At 64.0% G+C, this 20,953-nt stretch carries 20 protein-coding genes; 11 read left to right on the top strand and 9 right to left on the bottom strand.

The window, feature by feature from the left end:
* Positions 1-186 precede the first annotated feature (186 nt).
* From IVB42_RS18545 to flaF, 4 genes are all read left to right on the top strand, one after another.
* Positions 187-2,475 carry a DUF1522 domain-containing protein gene (locus IVB42_RS18545; RefSeq protein ID WP_247456821.1) on the top strand — a complete coding sequence of 763 codons (2,289 nt, stop codon included), beginning with the start codon at positions 187-189 and terminating at the stop codon, positions 2,473-2,475.
* Between the two features lie 340 nt (positions 2,476-2,815).
* Positions 2,816-5,104, top strand: coding sequence for a DUF1522 domain-containing protein (locus IVB42_RS18540; RefSeq protein ID WP_085358973.1), 2,289 nt, complete (start codon positions 2,816-2,818; stop codon positions 5,102-5,104).
* Between the two features lie 226 nt (positions 5,105-5,330).
* Positions 5,331-7,613: a DUF1522 domain-containing protein gene (locus tag IVB42_RS18535; RefSeq protein WP_247368213.1), complete on the top strand. Its 2,283-nt coding sequence runs from the start codon at positions 5,331-5,333 to the stop codon at positions 7,611-7,613.
* A gap of 291 nt (positions 7,614-7,904) precedes the next feature.
* Positions 7,905-8,273 carry a flagellar biosynthesis regulator FlaF gene (gene flaF, locus IVB42_RS18530; protein ID WP_007612319.1) on the top strand — a complete coding sequence of 123 codons (369 nt, stop codon included), beginning with the start codon at positions 7,905-7,907 and terminating at the stop codon, positions 8,271-8,273.
* Positions 8,274-8,410: 137 nt separating this feature from the next.
* On the opposite strand, the gene IVB42_RS18525 is transcribed toward flaF, so the two are convergent.
* The 4 genes from IVB42_RS18525 to IVB42_RS18510 all read right to left on the bottom strand — a co-directional run bounded on the left by IVB42_RS18525 (position 8,411) and on the right by IVB42_RS18510 (position 10,928).
* Entirely contained in the window at positions 8,411-8,770 is a 360-nt protein-coding gene (locus tag IVB42_RS18525) for a hypothetical protein (RefSeq protein ID WP_085358969.1), read from the bottom strand.
* Positions 8,771-8,929: 159 nt separating this feature from the next.
* Positions 8,930-9,427, bottom strand: a complete 498-nt coding sequence (locus IVB42_RS18520; protein WP_247368212.1) for a hypothetical protein — start codon at positions 9,425-9,427, stop codon at positions 8,930-8,932.
* A gap of 11 nt (positions 9,428-9,438) precedes the next feature.
* A complete protein-coding gene (gene flgJ, locus IVB42_RS18515; RefSeq protein WP_247368210.1) occupies positions 9,439-9,804 on the bottom strand; it encodes a flagellar assembly peptidoglycan hydrolase FlgJ in 366 nt (121 codons plus the stop codon).
* Positions 9,804-10,928 carry a flagellar basal body P-ring protein FlgI gene (locus IVB42_RS18510; RefSeq protein ID WP_247406891.1) on the bottom strand — a complete coding sequence of 375 codons (1,125 nt, stop codon included), beginning with the start codon at positions 10,926-10,928 and terminating at the stop codon, positions 9,804-9,806. The genes flgJ and IVB42_RS18510 overlap by 1 nt, the downstream gene beginning before the upstream one ends.
* A gap of 270 nt (positions 10,929-11,198) precedes the next feature.
* On the opposite strand from IVB42_RS18510, the gene IVB42_RS18505 reads away from it, so the two are divergent.
* A complete protein-coding gene (locus IVB42_RS18505; protein WP_247368207.1) occupies positions 11,199-11,612 on the top strand; it encodes a flagellar assembly protein FliX in 414 nt (137 codons plus the stop codon).
* A gap of 4 nt (positions 11,613-11,616) precedes the next feature.
* On the opposite strand, the gene IVB42_RS18500 is transcribed toward IVB42_RS18505, so the two are convergent.
* On the bottom strand, positions 11,617-11,988 hold the full coding sequence (locus IVB42_RS18500) for a helix-turn-helix domain-containing protein (protein WP_026233175.1): 372 nt from the start codon (positions 11,986-11,988) through the stop codon (positions 11,617-11,619).
* Between the two features lie 147 nt (positions 11,989-12,135).
* Here IVB42_RS18500 and IVB42_RS18495 point away from each other — a divergent pair, with 147 nt between their 5' ends.
* From IVB42_RS18495 to IVB42_RS18485, 3 genes are all read left to right on the top strand, one after another.
* Positions 12,136-12,747: an NAD(P)-dependent oxidoreductase gene (locus tag IVB42_RS18495; protein ID WP_204511739.1), complete on the top strand. Its 612-nt coding sequence runs from the start codon at positions 12,136-12,138 to the stop codon at positions 12,745-12,747.
* 215 nt (positions 12,748-12,962) lie between these two features.
* Positions 12,963-13,328, top strand: a complete 366-nt coding sequence (gene dksA, locus IVB42_RS18490) for an RNA polymerase-binding protein DksA (protein ID WP_008554760.1) — start codon at positions 12,963-12,965, stop codon at positions 13,326-13,328.
* A 520-nt stretch (positions 13,329-13,848) separates the two neighbouring features.
* On the top strand, positions 13,849-14,628 hold the full coding sequence (locus IVB42_RS18485; RefSeq protein ID WP_018456425.1) for a fumarylacetoacetate hydrolase family protein: 780 nt from the start codon (positions 13,849-13,851) through the stop codon (positions 14,626-14,628).
* A gap of 292 nt (positions 14,629-14,920) precedes the next feature.
* Here IVB42_RS18485 and flgH read toward each other — a convergent pair whose 3' ends face one another.
* Genes flgH through flgF form a run of 4 tightly spaced genes read right to left on the bottom strand, consistent with a single transcriptional unit; the run spans position 14,921 to position 18,408 of the window.
* Entirely contained in the window at positions 14,921-15,688 is a 768-nt protein-coding gene (gene flgH / locus IVB42_RS18480; protein WP_018456424.1) for a flagellar basal body L-ring protein FlgH, read from the bottom strand.
* A gap of 3 nt (positions 15,689-15,691) precedes the next feature.
* Positions 15,692-16,831: a flagellar basal body P-ring formation chaperone FlgA gene (gene flgA / locus IVB42_RS18475; RefSeq protein WP_247368204.1), complete on the bottom strand. Its 1,140-nt coding sequence runs from the start codon at positions 16,829-16,831 to the stop codon at positions 15,692-15,694.
* Between the two features lie 10 nt (positions 16,832-16,841).
* Complete coding sequence (flgG, locus tag IVB42_RS18470; protein WP_007602131.1) at positions 16,842-17,630, bottom strand: flagellar basal-body rod protein FlgG; 789 nt, start codon at positions 17,628-17,630, stop codon at positions 16,842-16,844.
* Between the two features lie 16 nt (positions 17,631-17,646).
* Positions 17,647-18,408 carry a flagellar basal-body rod protein FlgF gene (gene flgF, locus IVB42_RS18465; protein WP_085349414.1) on the bottom strand — a complete coding sequence of 254 codons (762 nt, stop codon included), beginning with the start codon at positions 18,406-18,408 and terminating at the stop codon, positions 17,647-17,649.
* A 379-nt stretch (positions 18,409-18,787) separates the two neighbouring features.
* Between flgF and fliL the strand changes: the two genes are divergently transcribed.
* The 3 genes from fliL to IVB42_RS18450 are packed head-to-tail and all read left to right on the top strand — an operon-like array spanning position 18,788 to position 20,953.
* Positions 18,788-19,288: a flagellar basal body-associated protein FliL gene (fliL, locus tag IVB42_RS18460; protein WP_007602133.1), complete on the top strand. Its 501-nt coding sequence runs from the start codon at positions 18,788-18,790 to the stop codon at positions 19,286-19,288.
* Positions 19,289-19,307: 19 nt separating this feature from the next.
* Positions 19,308-20,510 (top strand): flagellar motor switch protein FliM, encoded by a 1,203-nt coding sequence (gene fliM, locus IVB42_RS18455; protein ID WP_018456420.1) that lies wholly within the window; start codon positions 19,308-19,310, stop codon positions 20,508-20,510.
* Positions 20,507-20,953, top strand: a complete 447-nt coding sequence (locus tag IVB42_RS18450; protein WP_247470745.1) for a DUF6468 domain-containing protein — start codon at positions 20,507-20,509, stop codon at positions 20,951-20,953. Before fliM ends, IVB42_RS18450 begins: the two co-directional genes overlap by 4 nt.

Genomic DNA, 20,953 nt, shown 5'->3' with positions numbered 1-20,953 from the left:
AACTATGCGGCGCCGGAGCGGCAGAAGCCGTTTGCCCCTCCGAATCATGCCGCGACTCAGCGAAAGCGCCGGTTTCATTTCATGCTTCGTTAGATTCTCGGCGCCACGGTCCGCCGGTCGCTGGATCATGCTCGATCCAAGCAGACGCGTAACAGTAAGCGTCGTTTACCAGAAAGGTAACACCCAATGTCCGGTATCGTTCTCTCCTCCTCGGTTCGTCAGAACCTGCTCTCCCTCCAGTCCACCGCTGATCTTCTCGCCACCACGCAGAACCGTCTGTCGACCGGCAAGAGCGTCAACTCGGCTCTGGACAGCCCGACCAACTTCTTCACCGCCCAGTCGCTCGACAACCGCGCCAGCGACATCAACAATCTGCTCGACGGCATTGCCAACGGCGTGCAGGTGCTGCAGGCCGCCAACACCGGCATCACCTCGCTGCAGAAGCTGATCGACAGCGCGAAGTCGATCGCCAACCAGGCGCTGCAGACCACCGTCGGTTACTCCACCAAGTCCAACGTCTCGGCCACGATCTCGGGCGCGACGGCGTCCGACCTGCGCGGCACGACTTCCTATGCAAGCACGGTTGCCACTAGCAACGTGCTGTATGACGGCACGGCGGGCGGCACGCACGCGGCGACCTCGGCGATCACCCTGGGCGCGACCCAGGGCGTCAACACCGGTGCGACTGCAACGGCTGGTGACGGCACGACGGCTCTCTCCGCTGGCATCACCCTGATCGCGAGCGGTGCGGCGACGGCGACCGGCCTGGTCGGCACCGCCCAGCCGGCCGACGGCGACACGGTCACCGTCAACGGCAAGACCATCACGTTCCGTGCCGGCGCTGCTCCTGCCGCCACTGCTGTTCCCAGCGGCTCGGGCTTCAGCGGCAACATCGTCACCGACGGCAGCGGCAACTCGACAGTCTATCTCGGCACCAGCGGTACCCCGGCTGCGACCGTGGGCGACCTCGCCACCGCGATCGATCTCGCCAGCGGCGTCAAGGTTGCGACCATCAGCGCCGGTGCGGCCACCATCAGCACGAGCGCTGGTGCGACGCCATCGGACGTCGGCACCACGACGGCCAGCAAGGTCACGCTGCGCAGCTCGACCGGTGCCGATCTCAGCGTCACCGGCAAGGCGGACTTGCTCAAGGCCCTCGGCCTGAGCTCGGCCGTCGGCGGCGGCAACGCGACGGTGAACGTGGCCCGCACCACCAGCGCGGCCTCGCTCGGTCAGTTGATCCAGGACGGCTCGACGCTGAATGTTGACGGACACGTCATCAGCTTCAAGAACGCCCCGGTTCCGGGCTCCGCGGGTGCTCCGGCCATTCCGTCCGGCTTCGGCAAGAGCGGCAACGTCATCACCGACGGCGCCGGCAACTCGACGGTCTATCTGCAGGCTGGTACCATCGGTGACGTCCTGAATGCGATCGATCTTGCCACCGGCGTTCAGTCCGCCAGCATTGCCGCCAACGGCACTGCGACGCTGTCGACCGCCTCGGGCCAGACCAACTCGTCGATCAACGCGTCGGGCCAGCTCAAGCTGTCCACCGGCGTCAACGCCGACCTGTCGATCACCGGCACCGGCAATGCGCTGAACTCGCTCGGCTTCGCCGGCAACACCGGCACCGCGACCGCTTTCACCGCGGCCCGCACCTCCGGCGTCGGCGGCATCAGCGGCAAGACCTTGACCTTCTCCTCCTTCAACGGCGGCACGGCGGTCAATGTCACCTTCGGCGACGGCACCAACGGCAGCGTCAAGACGCTCGACCAGCTCAACACCAAGCTGCAGGCCAACAACCTGACTGCGACGATCGACGCCAACGGCCTGCTGACGGTGTCGACCACCAACGACTACGCGTCCTCGACGCTTGGTTCGGCGGCGGCGGGCGGTGCGATCGGCGGCACGCTGACCTCGTCGCTGACGTTCTCGACCGCTTCCAGCCCCGTCCAGGACTCGGTTGCGCAGACGTCCCGTGCCAACCTGGTGTCCCAGTACAACAACATCCTGCAGCAGATCGACTCGACTGCGCAGGACTCCTCGTTCAACGGTGTCAACCTCTTGAACGGTGATCAGCTCAAGCTGGTGTTCGACGAAACCGCCAAGTCGAGCCTCAGCATCACCGGCGTGACGTACAACTCCAAGGGTCTGGGCCTCGCTGCGCTGACCAGTGGCGTCGACTTCATCGACAACGCTGCGACCAACAAGGTGCTGACCAACCTGAACTCCGCGTCGAGCACGCTGCGTTCGGAAGCGTCGGCGCTCGGTTCGAACCTGACCATCGTGCAGGTTCGTCAGGACTTCAACAAGAACCTGATCAACGTGCTGCAGACGGGTTCGTCCAACCTGACCCTGGCCGATACCAACGTCGAAGCGGCGAACAGCCAGGCGCTGTCGACCCGCCAGTCGATCGCAGTCTCCGCGCTGTCGCTGGCCAACCAGTCGCAGCAGAGCGTGCTGCAGCTGCTCCGCTAACAAGCGGACGACATCGCAAGCAAGATATCGTTAAGCAAGACATTGCGGCGGGGCTTCGGCTCCGCCGCTTTCTTTTTGCGTTTGTCCCGCGTCCGCAGCGTCGTGTCGTGCTCCGAAAAGTAACCAGCGGTTATGGTTAATGGAGCGTAAGCACGGAAAATCGCCAATAGATTCAGTCGGATTTCAGGCCGTGCCAACGCCTTCGGTCGGTTTATGGTGAACCGGCACTTACGCAGGCGAGGCTAGTTTCACCCTTTGTTAGCCATGTCGCGGCACGCTGTCCCCGTCACTCGATCCGAAGCGATCGAACGAAGACGCGTAAACCAGAAGGGTAAGAGTCATGTCCGGTATTGTTCTTTCTGCGTCGGTTCGCCAGAACCTGCTGTCTCTCCAGTCCACCGCCGATCTCCTCGCCACCACACAGAACCGTCTGTCGACCGGCAAGAGTGTCAACTCGGCTCTGGACAATCCCACCAACTTCTTCACCGCCCAGTCGCTCGACAATCGCGCCAGCGACATCAACAACCTGCTCGACGGCATTGCCAACGGCGTGCAGGTTCTGCAGGCCGCCAACACCGGCCTGACCTCATTGCAGAAGCTGATCGATTCCGCGAAGTCGATCGCCAATCAGGCGCTCCAGACCACGGTCGGTTATTCCACCAAGTCCAACGTCTCCACCACCATCGCGGGTGCGACTGCCGCCGACCTGCGTGGCACCACCAGTTTTGCCAGCGCGATCGCTTCCAGCAACGTGCTCTATGACGGCACTGCGGGCGGCACGCACGCGGCGACTTCGGCGATCACTCTGGGCGCGACCCAGGGCGTTAACACCGGTGCGACTGCAACGGCTGGTGACGGCACGACGGCTCTCTCCGCGGGCATCACCCTGATCGCGAGCGGTGCGGCGACGGCGACCGGCCTGGTCGGCAACGCTCAGCCGGCTGACGGCGACACGCTCACCGTCAACGGCAAGACCATCACCTTCCGTTTGGGGGCTGCTCCTGCCGCCGCTGCTGTTCCCAGCGGCTCGGGCTTCAGCGGCAACATCGTCACCGACGGCAGCGGCAACTCGACAGTCTATCTCGGCACCAGCGGTACCCCGGCTGCGACCGTGGGCGACCTCGCCACCGCGATCGATCTCGCCAGCGGCGTCAAGGTTGCGACCATCAGCGCCGGTGCGGCCACCATCAGCACGAGCGCTGGTGCGACGCCATCGGACGTCGGCACCACGACGGCCAGCAAGGTCACGCTGCGCAGCTCGACGGGTGCCGACCTCAGCGTCACCGGCAAGGCTGATCTGCTCAAGGCTCTCGGTCTCAGCACCGCCTCGGGCGGAGGCAATGCGTCCTTGAGCGTGACCCGTACCACCAGCGCGGCCTCGCTCGGTCAGCTGATCCAGGACGGCTCGGCGCTGAACGTCGATGGTCACACCATCACCTTCAAGAACGCCCCGGTTCCGGGATCCGCCGGTGCACCGGCGATTCCGACCGGCTCCGGCAAGAGCGGCAACGTCATTACCGACGGCAACGGCAATTCGATCGTCTATCTGCAGGCCGGCACGGTCGCCGACGTGCTGAACGCGATCGATCTTGCCACCGGCGTGCAGACCGCAAGCATTGCCGCCAACGGCACCGCGACGTTGTCGACCGCAACCGGCCAGTCCGCGTCCTCGATCAACACCTCCGGTCAGCTGAGGATCGCGACGGGTATCAACGCCGACCTCTCGATCACCGGTTCGGGCAATGTGCTCAACGCGCTCGGTCTCGCCGGCAACACCGGTTCGGCCAACGCTTTCCAGGCGGCCCGCACCTCCGGCATCGGCGGCATCGCCGGCAAGACCCTGACTTTCGGCTCCTTCAACGGCGGCACGGCAGTCAAGGTCACGTTCGGTGACGGCACCAACGGTACGGTGAAGACGCTCGACCAGCTCAATACGCAGCTGCAGGCCAACAACCTGGCCGCGACGATCGACGCCAACGGTCAGCTCACCATCACCGCTTCCAACGACTACGCGTCGTCGACTCTCGGCTCGACCACTGCGGGCGGTGCGATCGGTGGTACGCTGACCTCGGCGCTGACCTTCTCGACGGCGTCCACGCCGATCCAGGATGCAGTGGCACAGACGGCCCGTGCGAACCTGGTGTCTCAGTACAACAACATCCTGAACCAGATCGACACCACCTCGCAGGACTCCTCGTTCAACGGTGTCAACCTGCTGAACGGCGATCAGCTCAAGCTGGTGTTCGACGAAACCGCCAAGTCCAGCCTCAACATCACCGGCGTGACCTACAATTCCAAGGGTCTCGGCCTCGCCTCCTTGACCGTCGGCGTCGACTTCATCGACAACGCCGCAGCCAACAAGGTGCTGACCAACCTGAACGCCGCGTCGAGCACGCTGCGCTCGGAAGCCTCCGCGCTCGGTTCGAACCTCTCGGTGGTGCAGGTTCGTCAGGACTTCAACAAGAACCTGATCAACGTGCTGCAGACCGGTTCGTCCAACCTGACCCTGGCCGACACCAACGTGGAGGCCGCCAATAGCCAGGCGCTGTCGACCCGCCAGTCGATCGCGGTCTCGGCGCTGTCGCTGGCCAACACCTCGCAGCAGAGCGTGCTTCAGCTGCTCCGCTAAATAACTGAAGATACAAGAAGATTTAGAGCGGCGGGGCTTCGGCCCCGCCGCTTTCTTTTTGGCGTGAAGCCGTGTGAAACCGGGGGAGGGGCGCTAACCCCGCATTAACCGTATCCCTTAAACCGGCGTTAACCATACTTTAAAGGACAGGCTCTAAGACTGGACAAAAGCCCGCTTCCAGACCCGCGTGGCCGATTCGTATCCGGTTCAAGAGGAAGACCTGCCAATGTCCAACATCGTTCTCTCGGCGTCCGTTCGCCAGAACCTGTTGTCGCTGCAGTCGACGGCCGACTTGCTGGCCACGACGCAGGAGCGGCTGTCGACCGGCAAGAAGGTCAACACCGCGCTCGACAATCCCACCAACTTCTTCACGGCGCAGGGACTGGATAACCGGGCGAGCGACATCAGCAACCTGCTCGATGGCATCAACAACGGTGTCCAGGTGCTCCAGGCCGCCAACACCGGCATCACCTCGCTGCAGAAGCTGATCGACTCTGCGAAGTCAATCGCCAACCAGGCGCTGCAGACCACGGTCGGCTACTCAACCAAATCGAACGTCTCCACCACGATTCCCGGTGCAACGCCCGCCGATCTCCGCGGCACGACCTCCTATGCCAGCGCGACCGCCAACAGCAACGTGCTTTATACCGGCGCACCTGGCGGCGTGACGCCGGTAACGTCAGGCGCCTCGCTCGGTGCGTCGCTCGGATCGACCGCCGGCACACTGACCGGCGCGGTTGCCAAGGCAGCCGACAACGCCACGAACCTCGCCGGCACCAACACGCTGATCGGGGCGACCGCCGCGACCACGTTCGGATCGTCGCCGGCAGACGGCGACTCGATCACCGTGAACGGTAAGACGGTCACGTTCCGCACCGGTGCTGCACCTTCGGCGCAGCCGACCGGCTGGGGCCTCGACCCGAGCGGCCATATCGCCACGGACGGCACTGGCAATTCGATCATCTACATGGGAACGACTGGCGCTCCCACGGCTACGGTCAATGACCTCCTCAGCGCGGTGGACCTTGCCAGCGGGGTCAAGACAGCGACGATCAGCGCAGGCGCCGCCACGATCGCGACGAGCGGCGCGACAGTCGGTACGGCCCAGACGCCCTCGTCCATTGCCGCGGGCGCGGTTACGCTGAAGAGCTCGACCGGTTCCGATTTGAGCGTGACTGGCAAGGCCGACTTCCTGAAGGCGCTCGGACTGACCTCGGCGACCGGCGCAGGCAATGCCAGCGTGAGCGCCAACCGCCAGACGACTGCGGGTTCGCTCGGCAGTCTCGTCAAGGATGGCTCGACGCTGAACATCGACGGCCACACCATTACCTTCAAGAACGCCGAGACGCCGCAATCGGCCACGAGCGTGACCTCCGGCGGCGTTAGCGGCAACATCGTCACCGACGGCAACGGCAACTCGACCATCTATCTCCAGAGCGCGACGCTGACTGACCTGCTCAATTCGATCGACCTTGCTACCGGCGTGAAGACCGCCAGCATCTTCCTGGGTGCCGCGACGCTCTCGACCACCGCAGGCCAGATCCCGTCGTCGGTGAATACCAGCGGCCAGCTGGCGCTCTCGACCGGCATCAACGCCGACCTCTCGATCACCGGCACCGGCAATGCGCTCGCCGCATTCGGCCTCAGCGGCAACACCGGAACGGCGACCGCCTTCAGCGCGGCGCGCACCTCCGGCGTCGGCGGTGTTAGTGGCAAGACGCTGACCTTCACCTCCTTCAACGGCGGCACGCCGGTCAACGTCACCTTCGGCGACGGCACCAACGGCACGGTCAAGACGCTCGACCAGCTCAATGTGCAGCTTCAGGCCAACCACCTGACGGCGACGATCGACGCCAACGGCGTGCTGACGGTCACCACCGTCAACGAGTACGCATCCTCGACCCTCGGCTCGAGTACCGCTGGCGGAACGGTCGGCGGTACGCTCACCGGCGTGCTGGCCTTTACCACCGCGCAGCCCCCGATTCAGGATCCCGTCGCGCAGACCGCGCGCTCCGGCCTGGTCAGTCAGTTCAACAACATCCTGGCGCAGATCGACACGACCTCGCAGGACTCGTCCTTCAACGGCGTCAACCTGCTCAACGGCGACACGCTGAAGCTGGTCTTCAACGAGAACGGCAGTTCGACGCTCGGCATCAACGGCGTCGTGTTCAACGCGGCCGGTCTCGGTCTCAGCAATCTCGTTCCGGGCACGGACTTCATCGACAACGGTGCCACCAACAAGGTGCTGGCCAGCCTGAATGCGGCCTCGAGCACGCTGCGCTCCGAGGGTTCTTCGCTCGGTTCGAATCTGTCGATCGTGCAGGTGCGTCAGGACTTCTCCAAGAACCTGATCAACGTGCTGCAGACCGGCTCGGCCAACCTGACCCTGGCCGACACCAACGAGGAAGCGGCGAACAGCCAGGCGCTGTCGACCCGCCAGTCGATCGCGGTCTCTGCGCTGTCGCTGGCCAACCAGTCGCAACAGAGCGTGCTACAGCTGCTCCGCTAATTTCGCGGCGCAAGATCACTCATCGATTTCGCGGCGGGGCTAACGCTCCGCCGTTCATTTTACGGAGATCGCTAAGGCAGGATTAGCTGAGATCGACGCGCACCACGCGTGACGTGTTTACAGCGTGTACATGCGCGCCTAGCTTCACAATGACGAAGAACTCCGAGACCCGTAATAATCCGGAGTGCTTCCAAGCACACATGTAAGCAAATCTTAAGCGGTGCTGCCTAGGGTCGGGAAAGAAATCCTTAAGCGCGTTCAACGGGCTAGGTAACCTCCAGGGTGTGATTGATGTCGAATTCCGCTGCCTCGGCCTACGCGCGTGTTGCAACGACCACCGCATCTCCTCGCGACATCGAAGCGCAGACCCTGCTCAAGGCCGCGAACAAGCTTCAGGATGCGATCAACAGCGCCGAGCCGTTCAGCGAGCAGACCACGCAGGCCCTGATGTTCAATCGCAAGCTCTGGACGATTTTCCTGAGCGAGGCCATGCGCGAGAACAATCCGCAGCCGATCGACGTCCGGCAGAAGATCGCCAACATCAGCGTGTTCGTGCTGAGCCAGACCGCCGCGCTGCAGATGAGCCCGCAGTTCGATCACTTCCGTCCGCTGATCGAGATCAACCGCAATATCGCCGCTGGTCTGTCCGGCCGTCCGTGATCGAGCACGGCTCGTTCCTTCAACACCAAATTATGCTGACGTATACCGACAAGACGCAGATCAGGAACGTCGTCACCGGTCCCGCGACCGGTGCGAGCGATCTCGATGTTGCCGTTGCGACGCTCGACGCCTGATGGTCAGGCGCTGCGGTCCGTGCTGGCCGGACGCGAGGGCTCGGATTTCAAATCCTGCGCATGGAAATAGGCCCGCCGGCGCAGCATTGCTTCGTCGGGGAACTGGTTGACCACCGCGTCGGTCCTGTCGTTGACGACCTGGAAGACGAACGACGCCGCCGCCTGGTCGAACACGACCTGGCGTGAGACGTTCTCGTTGCTTCGCAAATCATTGCGTGCAGGCGCGCTCGCCTCGCCAGCGGCCACTGTCTGGCTCACGGGCAGATCGGTTTGTACGGCCTCGTTCGCCGCCGCATTCGACGTCGCTACGATCTGCACGGCAACCGGTATCCCCACCGGCCTGATGCTGAAATCTGTACTCATGGCAGCCTCCTGGTTGCCTCACGTGAGTCAAATCCCAACCCCTCTCAATACGCAACCATGGAACACCGGGATTGAACATCCGGTAAGGAAACGTGCCTAACCGCGCGACGATGTTGCCGCGCGGTTTTTCGTAAAATTGTGGCTTGTTGTTGCGCGCGCTCAGAGCGAGCGGCTGACCGCGAGCGGCGTGATGTGGCGCGGGCCCGGCGTGGCGCGTCGTCCCGCGGCCGTATAGGTGTTCGGCACGTTGCGCTTCTGGATCTCGGCGTTGACGCCGCGCACGACGCTCTCCGACACGGCGTGAGCGGTTGCGAGCACGGTGAGGTTGACCTGGAGCATCGCGCGGAATGCATCGTGGTGCCGATGCAGCGTCGAGAGCAGCTCGGGCGCGGATTTGGCGAGCTGGGCTTGGTTCGCCTTCAACTGGGTGACCGCGCCGACATAGTTTCGCGACAGCTCCTGCTTCTTGCTCTCGAGGGTCATCGCCTCGCGGACTTGGCCGGCGCGCACGAGCTCGGTCTCGCGCTCGATCAGACCGAGCAGGGCGCTCATCGCATCCATCAACTGCTCGGCGATCTTGCGCGCCTCGGCGCTGCTGGGTGCGGTGTTCGGGCGCTGCGCTTGCACGGGCTTACGCGAGGCGTTGAAATGATTCATCTCGTTTGACCTTATGCCGTGCGGATCGTTTTTGCCTGCTGCATGATCAGGGTGCGATAGACGTCGGTTGCGATGCCGACGCCGCCGGCGTTGGCGAAGTTCTTCGAATATTGCTCGGTCAGCATCGAGCGCCACACGCCGGTACCAGGCGTGTCGCCGAACGGGCCTTCGCCCTTCAGGCCCGAGGTCATCTGCGAGAACATGCTGTTGAGGAACATCGCCTCGAAGTCGGTGGCGATCTTCTGCGCCTTGGCCTGCTGTTTCGGCGAGACCTTTTGCAGTGCCGCGGCGAGATCGAAGTCCGGCCGGCCGTTGCGGCTCTCTACCGCGAAGGCGGAGCTGGCGAGCCGTGCGGTGTTGACCATGCCGGTCTGCATCACATCACCTCGATGTCGGCTTCGATCGCACCGGCGGCCTTGATCGCCTGCAGGATGCTGATGAGATCGCGCGGGCCGATGCCGAGACCGTTGAGGCCGTCGACGAGCTGCTGAAGCGAGACGCCGTCCTTGACGACAGCGAACTTCTTGCCGTCCTCGGTGACGCTGACGCTGCTGCGTGGTGCGACCACGGTCCGCCCCCGCGACAGCGGGTTGGGCTGGCTGACCTGCGGGCTCTCGGAGATGGTGACGGTGAGGTTGCCCTGTGCGACCGCAACGGTGGCGACGCGGACGTCGCGACCCATCACGATGATGCCGCTGCGTTCGTCGATGATGATCTTGGCGGCGAGATCCGGATCGACCTGGAGCTGCTCGATCTCGGTGAGAAAGGCGACGACGTTACCCTTGAACTCCGGCGGGATCGCAAGCTGCACGGTCGATGGGTCGATCGGCTCGGCGGTCTTGACGCCGAGATAGTCGTTGATCGCGGCGGCGATCCGCTTGGCCGTGGTGAAGTCGGCATTGCGCAGCGCAAGCCGGACGTTCGGCAGGCGATTGAGCGCAAATTCGATCTCGCGCTCGATGATGGCACCGTTGACAATGCGTCCGACGGTCGGCACGCCACGCACGATTTTCGCCGCCTCGCCCTCGGCCTGGAAGCCTGAGATCGCGAGCGAGCCCTGTGCGACCGAATAGACGTTGCCGTCGGCGCCGAGGAGCGGGGTGACGAGCAGGGTGCCGCCCTGGAGATTCTTGGCGTCGCCGAGCGCGGAGACGGTGACGTCCATGCGCGTGCCCTGGGTGGCGAAGGCCGGCAGATTGCCTGTCACCATCACGGCGGCGACGTTGCCGGTGCGGATGGTGGCGCCGCGGATGTTGACGCCCATGCGCTCGAGCATCGCTTGCAGCGACTGCTTGGTGAAGGGGATGTTGTTCAGGGTGTCGCCGGTGCCGTTGAGACCGACGACGAGCCCGTAGCCGATGAGCTGGTTCTGCCGCACGCCTTCGATGTTGGCGAGATCCTTGATGCGCGATGTCGCGCTTGCAGAATTGACCGAGAGCACCAGCGCTGACAGCGCGGCGCAGGCCACCCCCACAAGTCTCACCCAACGAACGCCTGGCATCCCCTGCTCCCCCGAGGCTCCTCAAATCGATGGACCATCACGAGACTCCCATGACGAGCTGGTCCGACGCTGTCCTTGCGAGCGCTGTGCCAACTCGGTGCAGCGGGGGTAGGTAGCTGAATAGGTTGAATAAATCTGTTTCGAGCGACCTCAGCACGTGTTGTCCTGAGGAGCGAAACTGCCGCCTGTCGGCAGATTTTGCCGGGCTGTTTACGCGCCGTTAACCATAAAACGGCGAATGTGGCGCATTGATCACCCGGATTGCTTCCGATGCGCATCTACGGACCGAACGGCACCACGCTTGGAACGCCGGCCAGCCAGGCCAGGCGCACGAGCTCCGGCAGCTTCGTGCTGCCCGACACCTCGTCGGCGCCGGAGACGCGAGGCGCCGCCGCACCGAAGGCGGCCGCAAACATCGACGGGCTGCTGGCGCTGCAAGGCATCGAGGAGGATCCGGTCGAACGTCGCAAGCGCTCGGTCGTGCGCGGAAAGACCGCGCTCGACGTGCTCGACGATCTCAAGATGGGGCTCCTCTCCGGCAAGCTCGACGCCTCGACCGTGATGCGGCTGCGTGACGCTGCGGCGAACCTGAAATCGTCCTCCGGCGATTCCGGCCTGGATTCGGTGCTGTCCGAGATCGAGCTGCGCGTCGAGGTCGAGCTCGCCAAGGCCGGGCAGGCGTAGCGGCTTACGCCGCTTCATCCTTCAACTGCGCGTCATAGCGGCGCTGGGCGGCGAGCACGTCTTTCAGATTCTGTTCGGCCCAATCGCGCAGCGGATCGACGGCGGCGGCGAGCGTCACGCCGAGCTGCGTGATCGAATATTCCACGGTCACCGGCACGGTTGCGATGGCGTGACGCTTGATCAATCCGTCGCGCTCGAGCGACTTGAGAACCTGGCTCAGCATCTTCTGCGAAATGCCTTCGATCGTGCGGCGCAATTGATTGAAGCGCATCGGATCCTCGCGCAGCAGCAGCAGGATCAGCACCGCCCATTTGTCACCGACGCGGTCGAGGATCTGTCGCGTGGGGCAGTTCGCTGCATAGACGTCTGGCTTCATCGTAGGGTCCTCACGATCCATTCCGCTGATTTGCCGGCCGCCGCCGGTTACTCCGGTGTAATCAGGTAAGCACAAAGTGCTCTCTTAACACCAGCGCTCTTTGCGATATTTAGTCACCGTTGGTTACTACGAGCAAAGGGGCCTTCCATGAAAATCGCAGTTGCCGGCGCCTCGGGCCGGGCCGGGTCGGAGATCACCAAGGAACTGTCCCGCCGCGGCCACGCGGTTACGGCCATCGCCCGCAACCCGGAGAAGATCGCGGTCCTGCCGAACGTCACGCCGACCAAGGGGGATGTGCTCGACCAGCCAGCCCTTGCCAAGTTGTGGGCCGGGCACGACGTCGCCGTGAGTTCCGTGCACTTCCTGGCCAGCGACGCGCTCAAGCTGATCGGCGCGGCCAAGGACTCCAAGGTCGGCCGTTACCTCGTCGTCGGCGGGGCCGGCAGTCTGGAGGTCGCTCCGGGCGTCAAGCTGGTGACAACTCCCGGTTTTCCGGCTCAGTACAAGGCTGAGGCGGAGGCGGGTTCAGCCTTTCTCGACCTGCTGCGGCAGGAAAAGGAGCTGAACTGGACCTTCATCTCGCCGTCGGCCCTGTTCATCGAGGGAGAGCGCACCGGCAAATTCCGGCTTGGGACGGATCAGCTTCTCGCAGATGCGAACGGAAAGAGCTGGATCACCTTCGCGGATTACGCCATCGCGCTCGCCGACGAGATCGAGCGGCCGGCCCATGAGAGCCAGCGTTTCACGGTCGGCTACTAGGCCGTCGGCCGCTCCCGGGCCCTCCAGGATAAACCTTCCTGTGCAAGGGCTTGGGGGCGCCGGTCGGGCGATCAGGGAAACATTGTCTGTCACAGGAGGCCGCTATATAACGCCCCGCTCAGCGGACCCCGTTCCGTGTACGAGTCGTTGCTTAGACAGATAGGCCGCCCTTGGAAAAGTTGAAAAACTACCGACCGACCGAAAAAGAGCCTTTCATGAACGACAGGCAGAAGGAGTACTTCCGCCTGAAGCTCCTCGCCTGGAAGGATGAGATCCTCAAAGAGTCCAAGCTCACCCTGCAAGCCCTGCAGGAGGAGAATGTGAACCACCCCGATCTCGCCGATCGGGCATCGTCCGAAACCGACCGCGCCATCGAACTCCGTGCCCGCGACCGCCAGCGCAAGTTGATCGCCAAGATCGACGCCGCGCTCCAGCGTATCGAGGACAACACCTACGGCTATTGCGAGGACACCGGCGAGCCGATCTCGTTAAAGCGGCTCGAGGCCCGTCCCATCGCGACGCTTTCGGTGGAGGCGCAGGAACGCCACGAGAAACGCGAGAAGGTCTATCGCGACGAATAGAGTCCGAGCCGCAGCGATGCGGCTCTTTGTTTTTTGAACGCAAGGTGCGCCTTTTCGCGCCGTGATCAGCATTTTGCCTGTCGCTTGCAACCGCGCGTTTCGGCGCGCGGGCGCAATCGCGAAAAGTGAATCGCGATCAATGGGCTAGACTCAACTCCTCCGAACTCACGTGAGTTCGGATGAGAAACAGCCTTCACTTCAGGTGCGAGAGGTTTTGCGAGTCGCATCAAGGACATCGACTCGAATGCTGAGGCGCTGATCCAGCAGCTTCATACATTGCTGCAATCAGGCCTGTTGCGACGCTACAAGGCGTGCATCCCCATAAAGCCCGGACCAGCTCAATATTTCCTTAAACGCCGGCGCCGCCCGTGAGGCTTGCCATGATGTGGACGATCAGCGTCCGCATCTCATCCAGCCTGGGCTGGCATGACGTGCTGCCGCGCGGCGCCCTGCGCTTGTCACGCCCCGGCGGGGATGCTGAAGTGCCGCCCTCGATTGTGGTGTGTAGGAGCCGGCGCCGATGGACAGAATTCTCGCAGCCGCAAAGGCGATCGCGCTGGCGCGCCGCAACCATGCGCCGCTAGCGGCGCTCGAAGTTCCTCCGGCCGATGAAGCCGAGGGCTATCAGGTCCAGCGGGCGCTGCACGATCTGCTGCTGCCGCATGCCGGCCCGCTGGTCGGTTACAAGATCGGCTGCACCAGCCAGGTGATGCAGGATTACATCGGGATTCCACACCCATGCGGCGGCGGCGTGTTCCAGAAAGGCGTGCACGACAGCGGCGTGCAGCTCGCGGCTGCCGACTATGTCCGCGTCGGCGTCGAATGCGAGATCGCGGTGCGGCTGAAGCGCAATCTCGCCGCCGGCGAGGCGCCGTTCACGGCCGAATGGGTCGGCGAAGCCGTCGAGGCCTATCATCCCGCGATCGAGATCGTCGACGACCGCTATGTGAAGTGGGAAACGATGGGCGCGCCGACGTTGATCGCCGACGATTTCTTCGCCGCCGGCTGCGTGTTGGGCGAGATCGTGCCGCGCTCGTCGGTGCCGGACCTGAAGGCCGTCAAAGGCCGCGCTATCGTCAACGGCGAAGAGGTCAGCCACGGCACCGGCGCCGACGTGCTCGGCCATCCCCACAACGCACTCGCCTGGCTCGCCAACCATCTCGCCGCCGAGGGCAAGGGTCTTCACGCGGGACAGCTCGTCCTGACGGGGAGTCTGGTCAAGACGCTGTGGCTGAAGGCCGGCGACAAGGTGCGGATGGAGCTGGACGGGCTGGGCGTGGTGGAGGCGGAGTTTACGTAGGCTCTGCGGGCACCGCGTTGTCATTCCCCGCGAAGGCGGGGAATCCAGTACGCCGCGGCTTCTCGGTTCATCGCTGACGTCTCGAAATACTGGATCGCCCGCCTTCGCGGGTGATGACAGTCGAGGGGGCGGAGAGGGGATAGCGGCGTCGCTACAATCGCGCGTCGCTGAGCGCTGTATGCAGCCATCGCCAAAATACATGCGGCCCTCGCCAGGGGAGCTAGCGAGGGCCGCGTCGTACATCGTCGTCCGCGCCTAGGTTCGCGAACACGATGTGGGAGCTCGGGAGAAGCTAGAAGGGCAGCAGCACGTCCATGACTTGCTGGCCGTAGCGCGGTTGCTGCACGTCCATGATCTGGCCGCGGCCGCCGTAGGCGATGCGGGCCTGCGCGATCTTGGTGGAATCGATGGTGTTGTCGCTCTGGATGTCTTCGGGACGGACGATGCCGGCGACGATGAGCTCGCGGATTTCGTAGTTGACGCGGATCTCCTGCTTGCCCTCGACCACGAGGTTGCCGTTCGGCAGGACCTGGGTGACGACCGCCGCGACGTTGGTCTGCAACGCTTCCTTGCGGTCCACGCTTCCTTTGCCCTCGCTGGACGCGGTCGAGTCGGCGGTGAGGATGCGGCCGGGCAACACCTTCTGCGCTTGGGCCCCCAATGTCTTGGCGCCGATGAAGTCGGTGATCCCGGAATCTTCCTTGTTGGTGCGGCTGCGCTGGGTGTCGTTTTCGATATTGGCCTTGTCGGTGATGTTCACGGCCACCGTCAGGATGTCGCCGACCTGATGGGCACGCTGGTCCTTGAAGAAGGCCCGGCTGCCGCTGCGCCACAGCGAGTTCGGATTGTAGGAGGCGACCTCGGGCTTCGGCATCGGCATCTGCACCGGCTTGTAACCGGGCTGCGTCGTCGGATTGTCGATCGCCGACAATTTCGGCTGCTCGCCGATCTGCGACAGACGGTCGATCGAGGAGCAGCCGCTCGCCAGCGCGCACGTCGCCAGCAGCAGGGCAGAGATCGCGATGCGACGGGGACGAAAAGCCGAACTGAACGTGGACATGACTTACTCTGACTTGGCTGGAGTTTGCGAGACGCGAACTTGCGGGATCTGGGCTTGTGCGATCTGGGCCGGGGATGCCGGGGCTTGGACCAGGTTCCGGACGAGGGCTGCGGTATCGACGGGGGCGGGCGCCTCGTCGCGCTTGAGCGAGGAGGTCTGTTCTACCGCGGCCGGCATCGGCGCGGCCTGGCTGGCGCCCTGGACCGTCACCTGGCCGCGGCCGGTGACGACGCCGCTCAGCGTGCGCTTGGTCTGCAGGTTGAGCACGCTGATGGTATCGCCCTCGGCGCCGCTCTCGATCGCCTTGCCGCGCGTGGTGAGATAGATTCCGGGAACCTGGTAGATGACGGTGACGTTCTGGTCGCGCTGCACGAAGTCGGGCTTGACGATGTCGGCGACGCGGATCGGCGTCCCCGCCCGCATCGGCCGGCGGAGCTGCATGCCGAGCGTGCGATCGCGCGAGGCGGCCTCACCGGTGACCTCGGCCTTCGGCCGCCGCTCCATGGCGACATCGGACGCCTTCAGGAGATCGACGCGGTCGATGTCGCGCGTCAGCACGGCCACTTCCACCGTTTCGATCGCGGTGCCGGTAAAACGCAGCTTGGTCGGTGCCGGATTGTTGTCGTTGTTGATCTCGAAGGCGATGTCGAAACGGCCGCTGCGGGCGTCGTAGCGGGTTGCCACCGGCTGCAGCACGCCGGTGTTGGAGGCATCCAGCCGCATGTCGGCAATGCCGCGGTCGAACGTGACGGTGATGTTGGCGGCATCGCCAAGTCCAAAGCGGCGCTCGAGCGCCGAGGCGACCGCGGTCTCGAGGTCCTTGTTCACGAGCGTGCGGGCGAGACGGGTGACCTGGACCTCCTTGATGTCGCCGGTCATCACGCCGATCACCTGCTTTGCGCGCAACACCGCCAGCACGTGGGCGACCGGCAGCGCGCCGGTGGTGCCGAGATCGGGCGAGCGGTAGACCGGGATTAGCGCGGCCGAGCCGGCATTGTCGATGAGATCGCCGACCCGCACCACGTCCGAGGTCACGGTGATGCTCGCGCGCAGCGTCGGCGTCGCGATGAAGTCGTCGGCGGCCCGTGCGGGCAGCGCCAGCACGAGGAGAGCGGAGATCGTGGCGAGGGTGGTGCGGATCATCGTCATCACCTCAGCGGAACAACGCCGTGGTCGACTGCATCATCTGGTCGGCGGCGCTGATCACCTTGGCGTTCATCTCGTAGGCGCGCTGGGCGGCGATCAGGTCGCTCATCTCCGAGACGACGTCGACATTGGCCTGCTCGAGGCTGCTCTGGGTGATGTTGCCGAAACCCTCGGAGCTCGCGGTACCGTCCTGCGGCGGGCCGGAGGAGGGCGTCTCGGTGAACTGATTGTTGCCGACCGGCTGGAGGCCCGCTTTGTTGATAAATCGGGTCAGGCCGATCTGGCCCTGGACGGCCGAGGTCGACGAACCCGGCAGCGTCACCGAGACCTGGCCCTGCACGTTGATGGTGAGGCCCGAGGCGTTGTTCGGGATCGTAATCGTCGGTTGCACCGGGTTGCCCTGCGCCGTGACGATGCGCCCCTGATTGTCCATCTGGAAGGTGCCGTCGCGGGTGTACTGGTAGCTGCCGTCGGGCATCAGGATCTTGAAGAAACCTTCGCCCGTGATGGCCATGTCGAGGTCGTTGCCGGTCTGCGACAGCGTGCCCTGGGTCATGCTGCGCGGCGTGCCGACGGTCTTGACGCCGCCGCCGATGTCGACGCCGACCGGCAGGATGGTGCCCTGGTCGGACGACTGGGCGCCGACCCGGCGGACGTGTTCGTAAATCAGATCCTGGAACGCCGCGGTCTGCTTCTTGAAGCCGGTGGTGCGCAGGTTGGCGATGTTGTTGGAGATCACCTGAACGTTGAGTTCCTGTGCCGCCATTCCGGTTGCTGCGGTGTGAAGCGCCTGCATGTCAGTTCTCCCTCAATCAGGCCGGAACGTCGGCGAGCTTCTCGATCGCCGACTTGTGCATGTCACTCTGCTGCTGGAGCAGGTTGGCGATGGCGGTGTAGCTGCGCATGACTTCGACCATGCGGCTCATCTCACCGACCGAGTTCACGTTCGACTTCTCGACATAGCCCTGCTGCACGGTCGACTTGGTGTCGGCCTGCGGGACCGCGGAGCCGATGTCATAAAGGTTGGCGCCCAGCTTGGTCAGCTTGGCCGGATCGTCGAACGAGGCCATGCGGATCTTGCCGCGGATCGAATCGTTTTTGGCCGTGCCCTCGAGCACCGTGACGGTGCCGTCCGGCGCGACGTTGATGTCGTGGTCGGTCGGCTGGAAGGTGATCGGGCCGCTGGTGCCCAGCACGAGGTTGCCGTCGGAGGTGACGAGCTGGCCGGTGCTGTTGAGCGAGAATTTTCCGTCCCGGGTGTAGCGCTCGGCGCCATTGGCCTGAACCGCGAAATAGGCATTGCCGCTGATCGCCATGTCGAGCGGATTCTTGGTCGGCTCCATCGGCCCCTGGCCGACGTCGCGGAAGGTGCCGCGGTCCTGCACATAGGAGACCCGGCGGTCGGAGCCGACGAAATTGTCCTCACGCGCGTTCGAGTTGAGGTACTCCTCGAACAGCGAATGATCGGCCTTGAAGCCGTTGGTGTTGGCGTTGGCGACGTTGTTGGCGATGACATCCATCTGCCGTTCCAACGTCATCTGTCGTGACAAGCCGATCAGAAGCGCGTTCTGCATCGGAAATCTCCCCTGAGTGAGATCTGCCAGCTCGCTCTCCCAAGCGCATTGGCCGATCCCGTGAACGAGACCTCGGGTTCTCCCAAACCTTGGGTCTCGGTCCTTTCTCAGCGAAACTCGTGCCAGGCGGGAAAATTATGTACTTTCAATACCTTGTCTGTTTTTCGAGGATGCGGGGAGGCGGCAGAAAGGGTCTGTTAGCCATGTTTGCCCGGCAGATTTTTCCTAGTGAAGGCCCAATCGAAAGGTTCCGTTAACCATTATTACCGTAGCGTTTGCGCGTAAGAGGAGCACTGCGCTGGGGCATTTGTATCGCGTCACTGTCTGCCAGGAGCTTCGCTCTTTCGACCCTTTTGAGAGATGAGCGAGCGCGGCGATCATGGCAGAGAATGAAGCGGAAGGCGGCGGAGCCGCTGAGGGCGCGGAAGCCGCTCCGCCCAAGAACAAGTTCAAGCTGATGATCATGGTGGTGGGCCTGCTCGCCGTTCTCGGCGGCGGCGCCGCGACGTGGTTCTTCTTTTTCCGTCACGGCGACGACGAGCATCACGCCGAGGCGGCGCCTCCGCCGAAGCCGCCGGCTTTCGTCGAGGTTCCCGACATCATGGTCAACCTCGCCGGCGCGCCGGGCGAGCGCGTGCAATATCTGAAGCTCAAGATCGTGCTGGAGCTGAAGGAAGAGAAGCAGGTCGAGGCGATCAAGCCGACGATGCCGCGCATCACCGACATCTTCCAGACCTATGCGCGCGAGCTGCGCTCCTCCGACCTCAACGGTTCCGCCGGCATCTTCCGCCTCAAGGAAGAGCTGACCAAGCGCGTCAATGCGGCGGTGGCTCCGGTCCAGGTCAGCGCGGTGCTGTTCAAGGAAGTCGTGATCCAGTGAGCATGACGGGCTAGGGATCATGGCAGGCACCGACCAACCAGACCAGGATGCAATTGCCGCCCAATGGGAGGCCTCGCTCGATTCCGAGGATCCCGCTGAGGCCGCGAAGGCTGCTGCCGAAAACGAACTATCCGAGACCATGGCCCTGCAATGGGCGGCCATGGTCGAGGATGGCAGCCGCGATCTCGGCGCCGGTAAGAATTCCGGCGAACGCGTGCTGTCGCAGGAGGAGATCGACAACCTCCTCGGCTTCGCGGTCGGCGACGTCACGCTCGACGATCATTCCGGCATTCGCGCCATCATCGATTCGGCAATGGTCTCCTACGAGCGTCTGCCGATGCTCGAAATCGTCTTCGACCGCCTGGTGCGATTGCTGACGACCTCCTTACGCAATTTCACCTCCGACAACGTCGAAGTCTCGCTCGACCGCATCACCTCGGTGCGCTTCGGCGACTATATGAACTCGATCCCGCTGCCCGCCGTCCTCACCGTCTTCAAGGCCGAAGAGTGGGACAATTTCGGCATGGCCGTGGTCGATTCCAGCCTGATCTACTCGATGATCGACGTGCTGCTCGGCGGCCGCCGCGGCTCGAGCCAGCTGCGCATCGAGGGCCGGCCCTACACCACGATCGAGACAGAGTTGGTCAAGCGATTGGTCGAAGTCGTCATGGCCGATGCCGAACAGGCGTTCCGGCCGCTGTCGCCGGTGACCTTCACCATCGACCGGCTCGAGACCAACCCGCGTTTCGCCGCGATCAGCCGTCCTGCCAACGCAGCGATCCTGGTGCGGCTGCGCATCGACATGGAAGATCGCGGCGGCAACATCGAGCTGTTGCTGCCTTACGCGACCATCGAGCCGATCCGGGGCGTCCTGCTCCAGATGTTCATGGGCGAAAAGTTCGGCCGCGACCAGATCTGGGAAGGCCACTTCGCCACCGAGATCGTCCAGGCCGAGATCTCCGTCGACGCCGTGCTCTACGAAGCCGACATTCCGCTCAAGCAACTGATGCGGCTGAAGGTCGGGGACACGCTGCCGCTGGACATGCGCGCGGATGCCAGCGTCACCGTTCGCTGCGGCGACGTCACCATCACCGAAGGACGCATGGGCCGGGTCGGCGACCGCGTCGCGATACGGGTGACGAAACCCTTGCGCAAGCCAAGTACGACACTTGCGATGTTCGAAAAGGTCGACGAGCAGAACAAGATGATGGAGGCCCCATGAACCACTCCCTGGGAATGGCGATCGAGACGCTGGTGGCTGTCCTGCTGATGCTGACTATCGTCTACTGCGTCACGCTCAACAAGCGACTGACGCGGCTGAAGGCGGACGAGCATTCGCTGAAGGCGGTCATCGGCGAGCTGATCACCGCAACCGAGATCGCCGAGCGCGCGATCGGCGGGCTGAAGCTCGCCGTGCGCGACGTCAACGAGAACCTCGGCAGCCAGCTTGCGGCGGCGACCCAGATGTCCGAGCAGCTCTACAAGCAGCTCGGCGAAGCCGACAACGTGGTGCGGCGCCTGTCCAAGATCGCGATCGCCGCGCGCCCCGTGACGAACCCGGAAACGGTCGCCGCGCCCGCAGCCAAGCCTTCGTCGGCGAAGGCGGTGGCGGCTGCGGCCGAAGCCTTCTCCGAACGCCGACGATCCAACGGTCTTGCCGCATAA

It is taken from the genome of Bradyrhizobium sp. 45 (assembly GCF_023073155.1).
Lineage (GTDB): Bacteria > Pseudomonadota > Alphaproteobacteria > Rhizobiales > Xanthobacteraceae > Bradyrhizobium > Bradyrhizobium canariense_D.
Note: the sequence above shows the minus strand (reverse complement) of the source record. Positions and strands in the feature narration are given on the sequence as shown.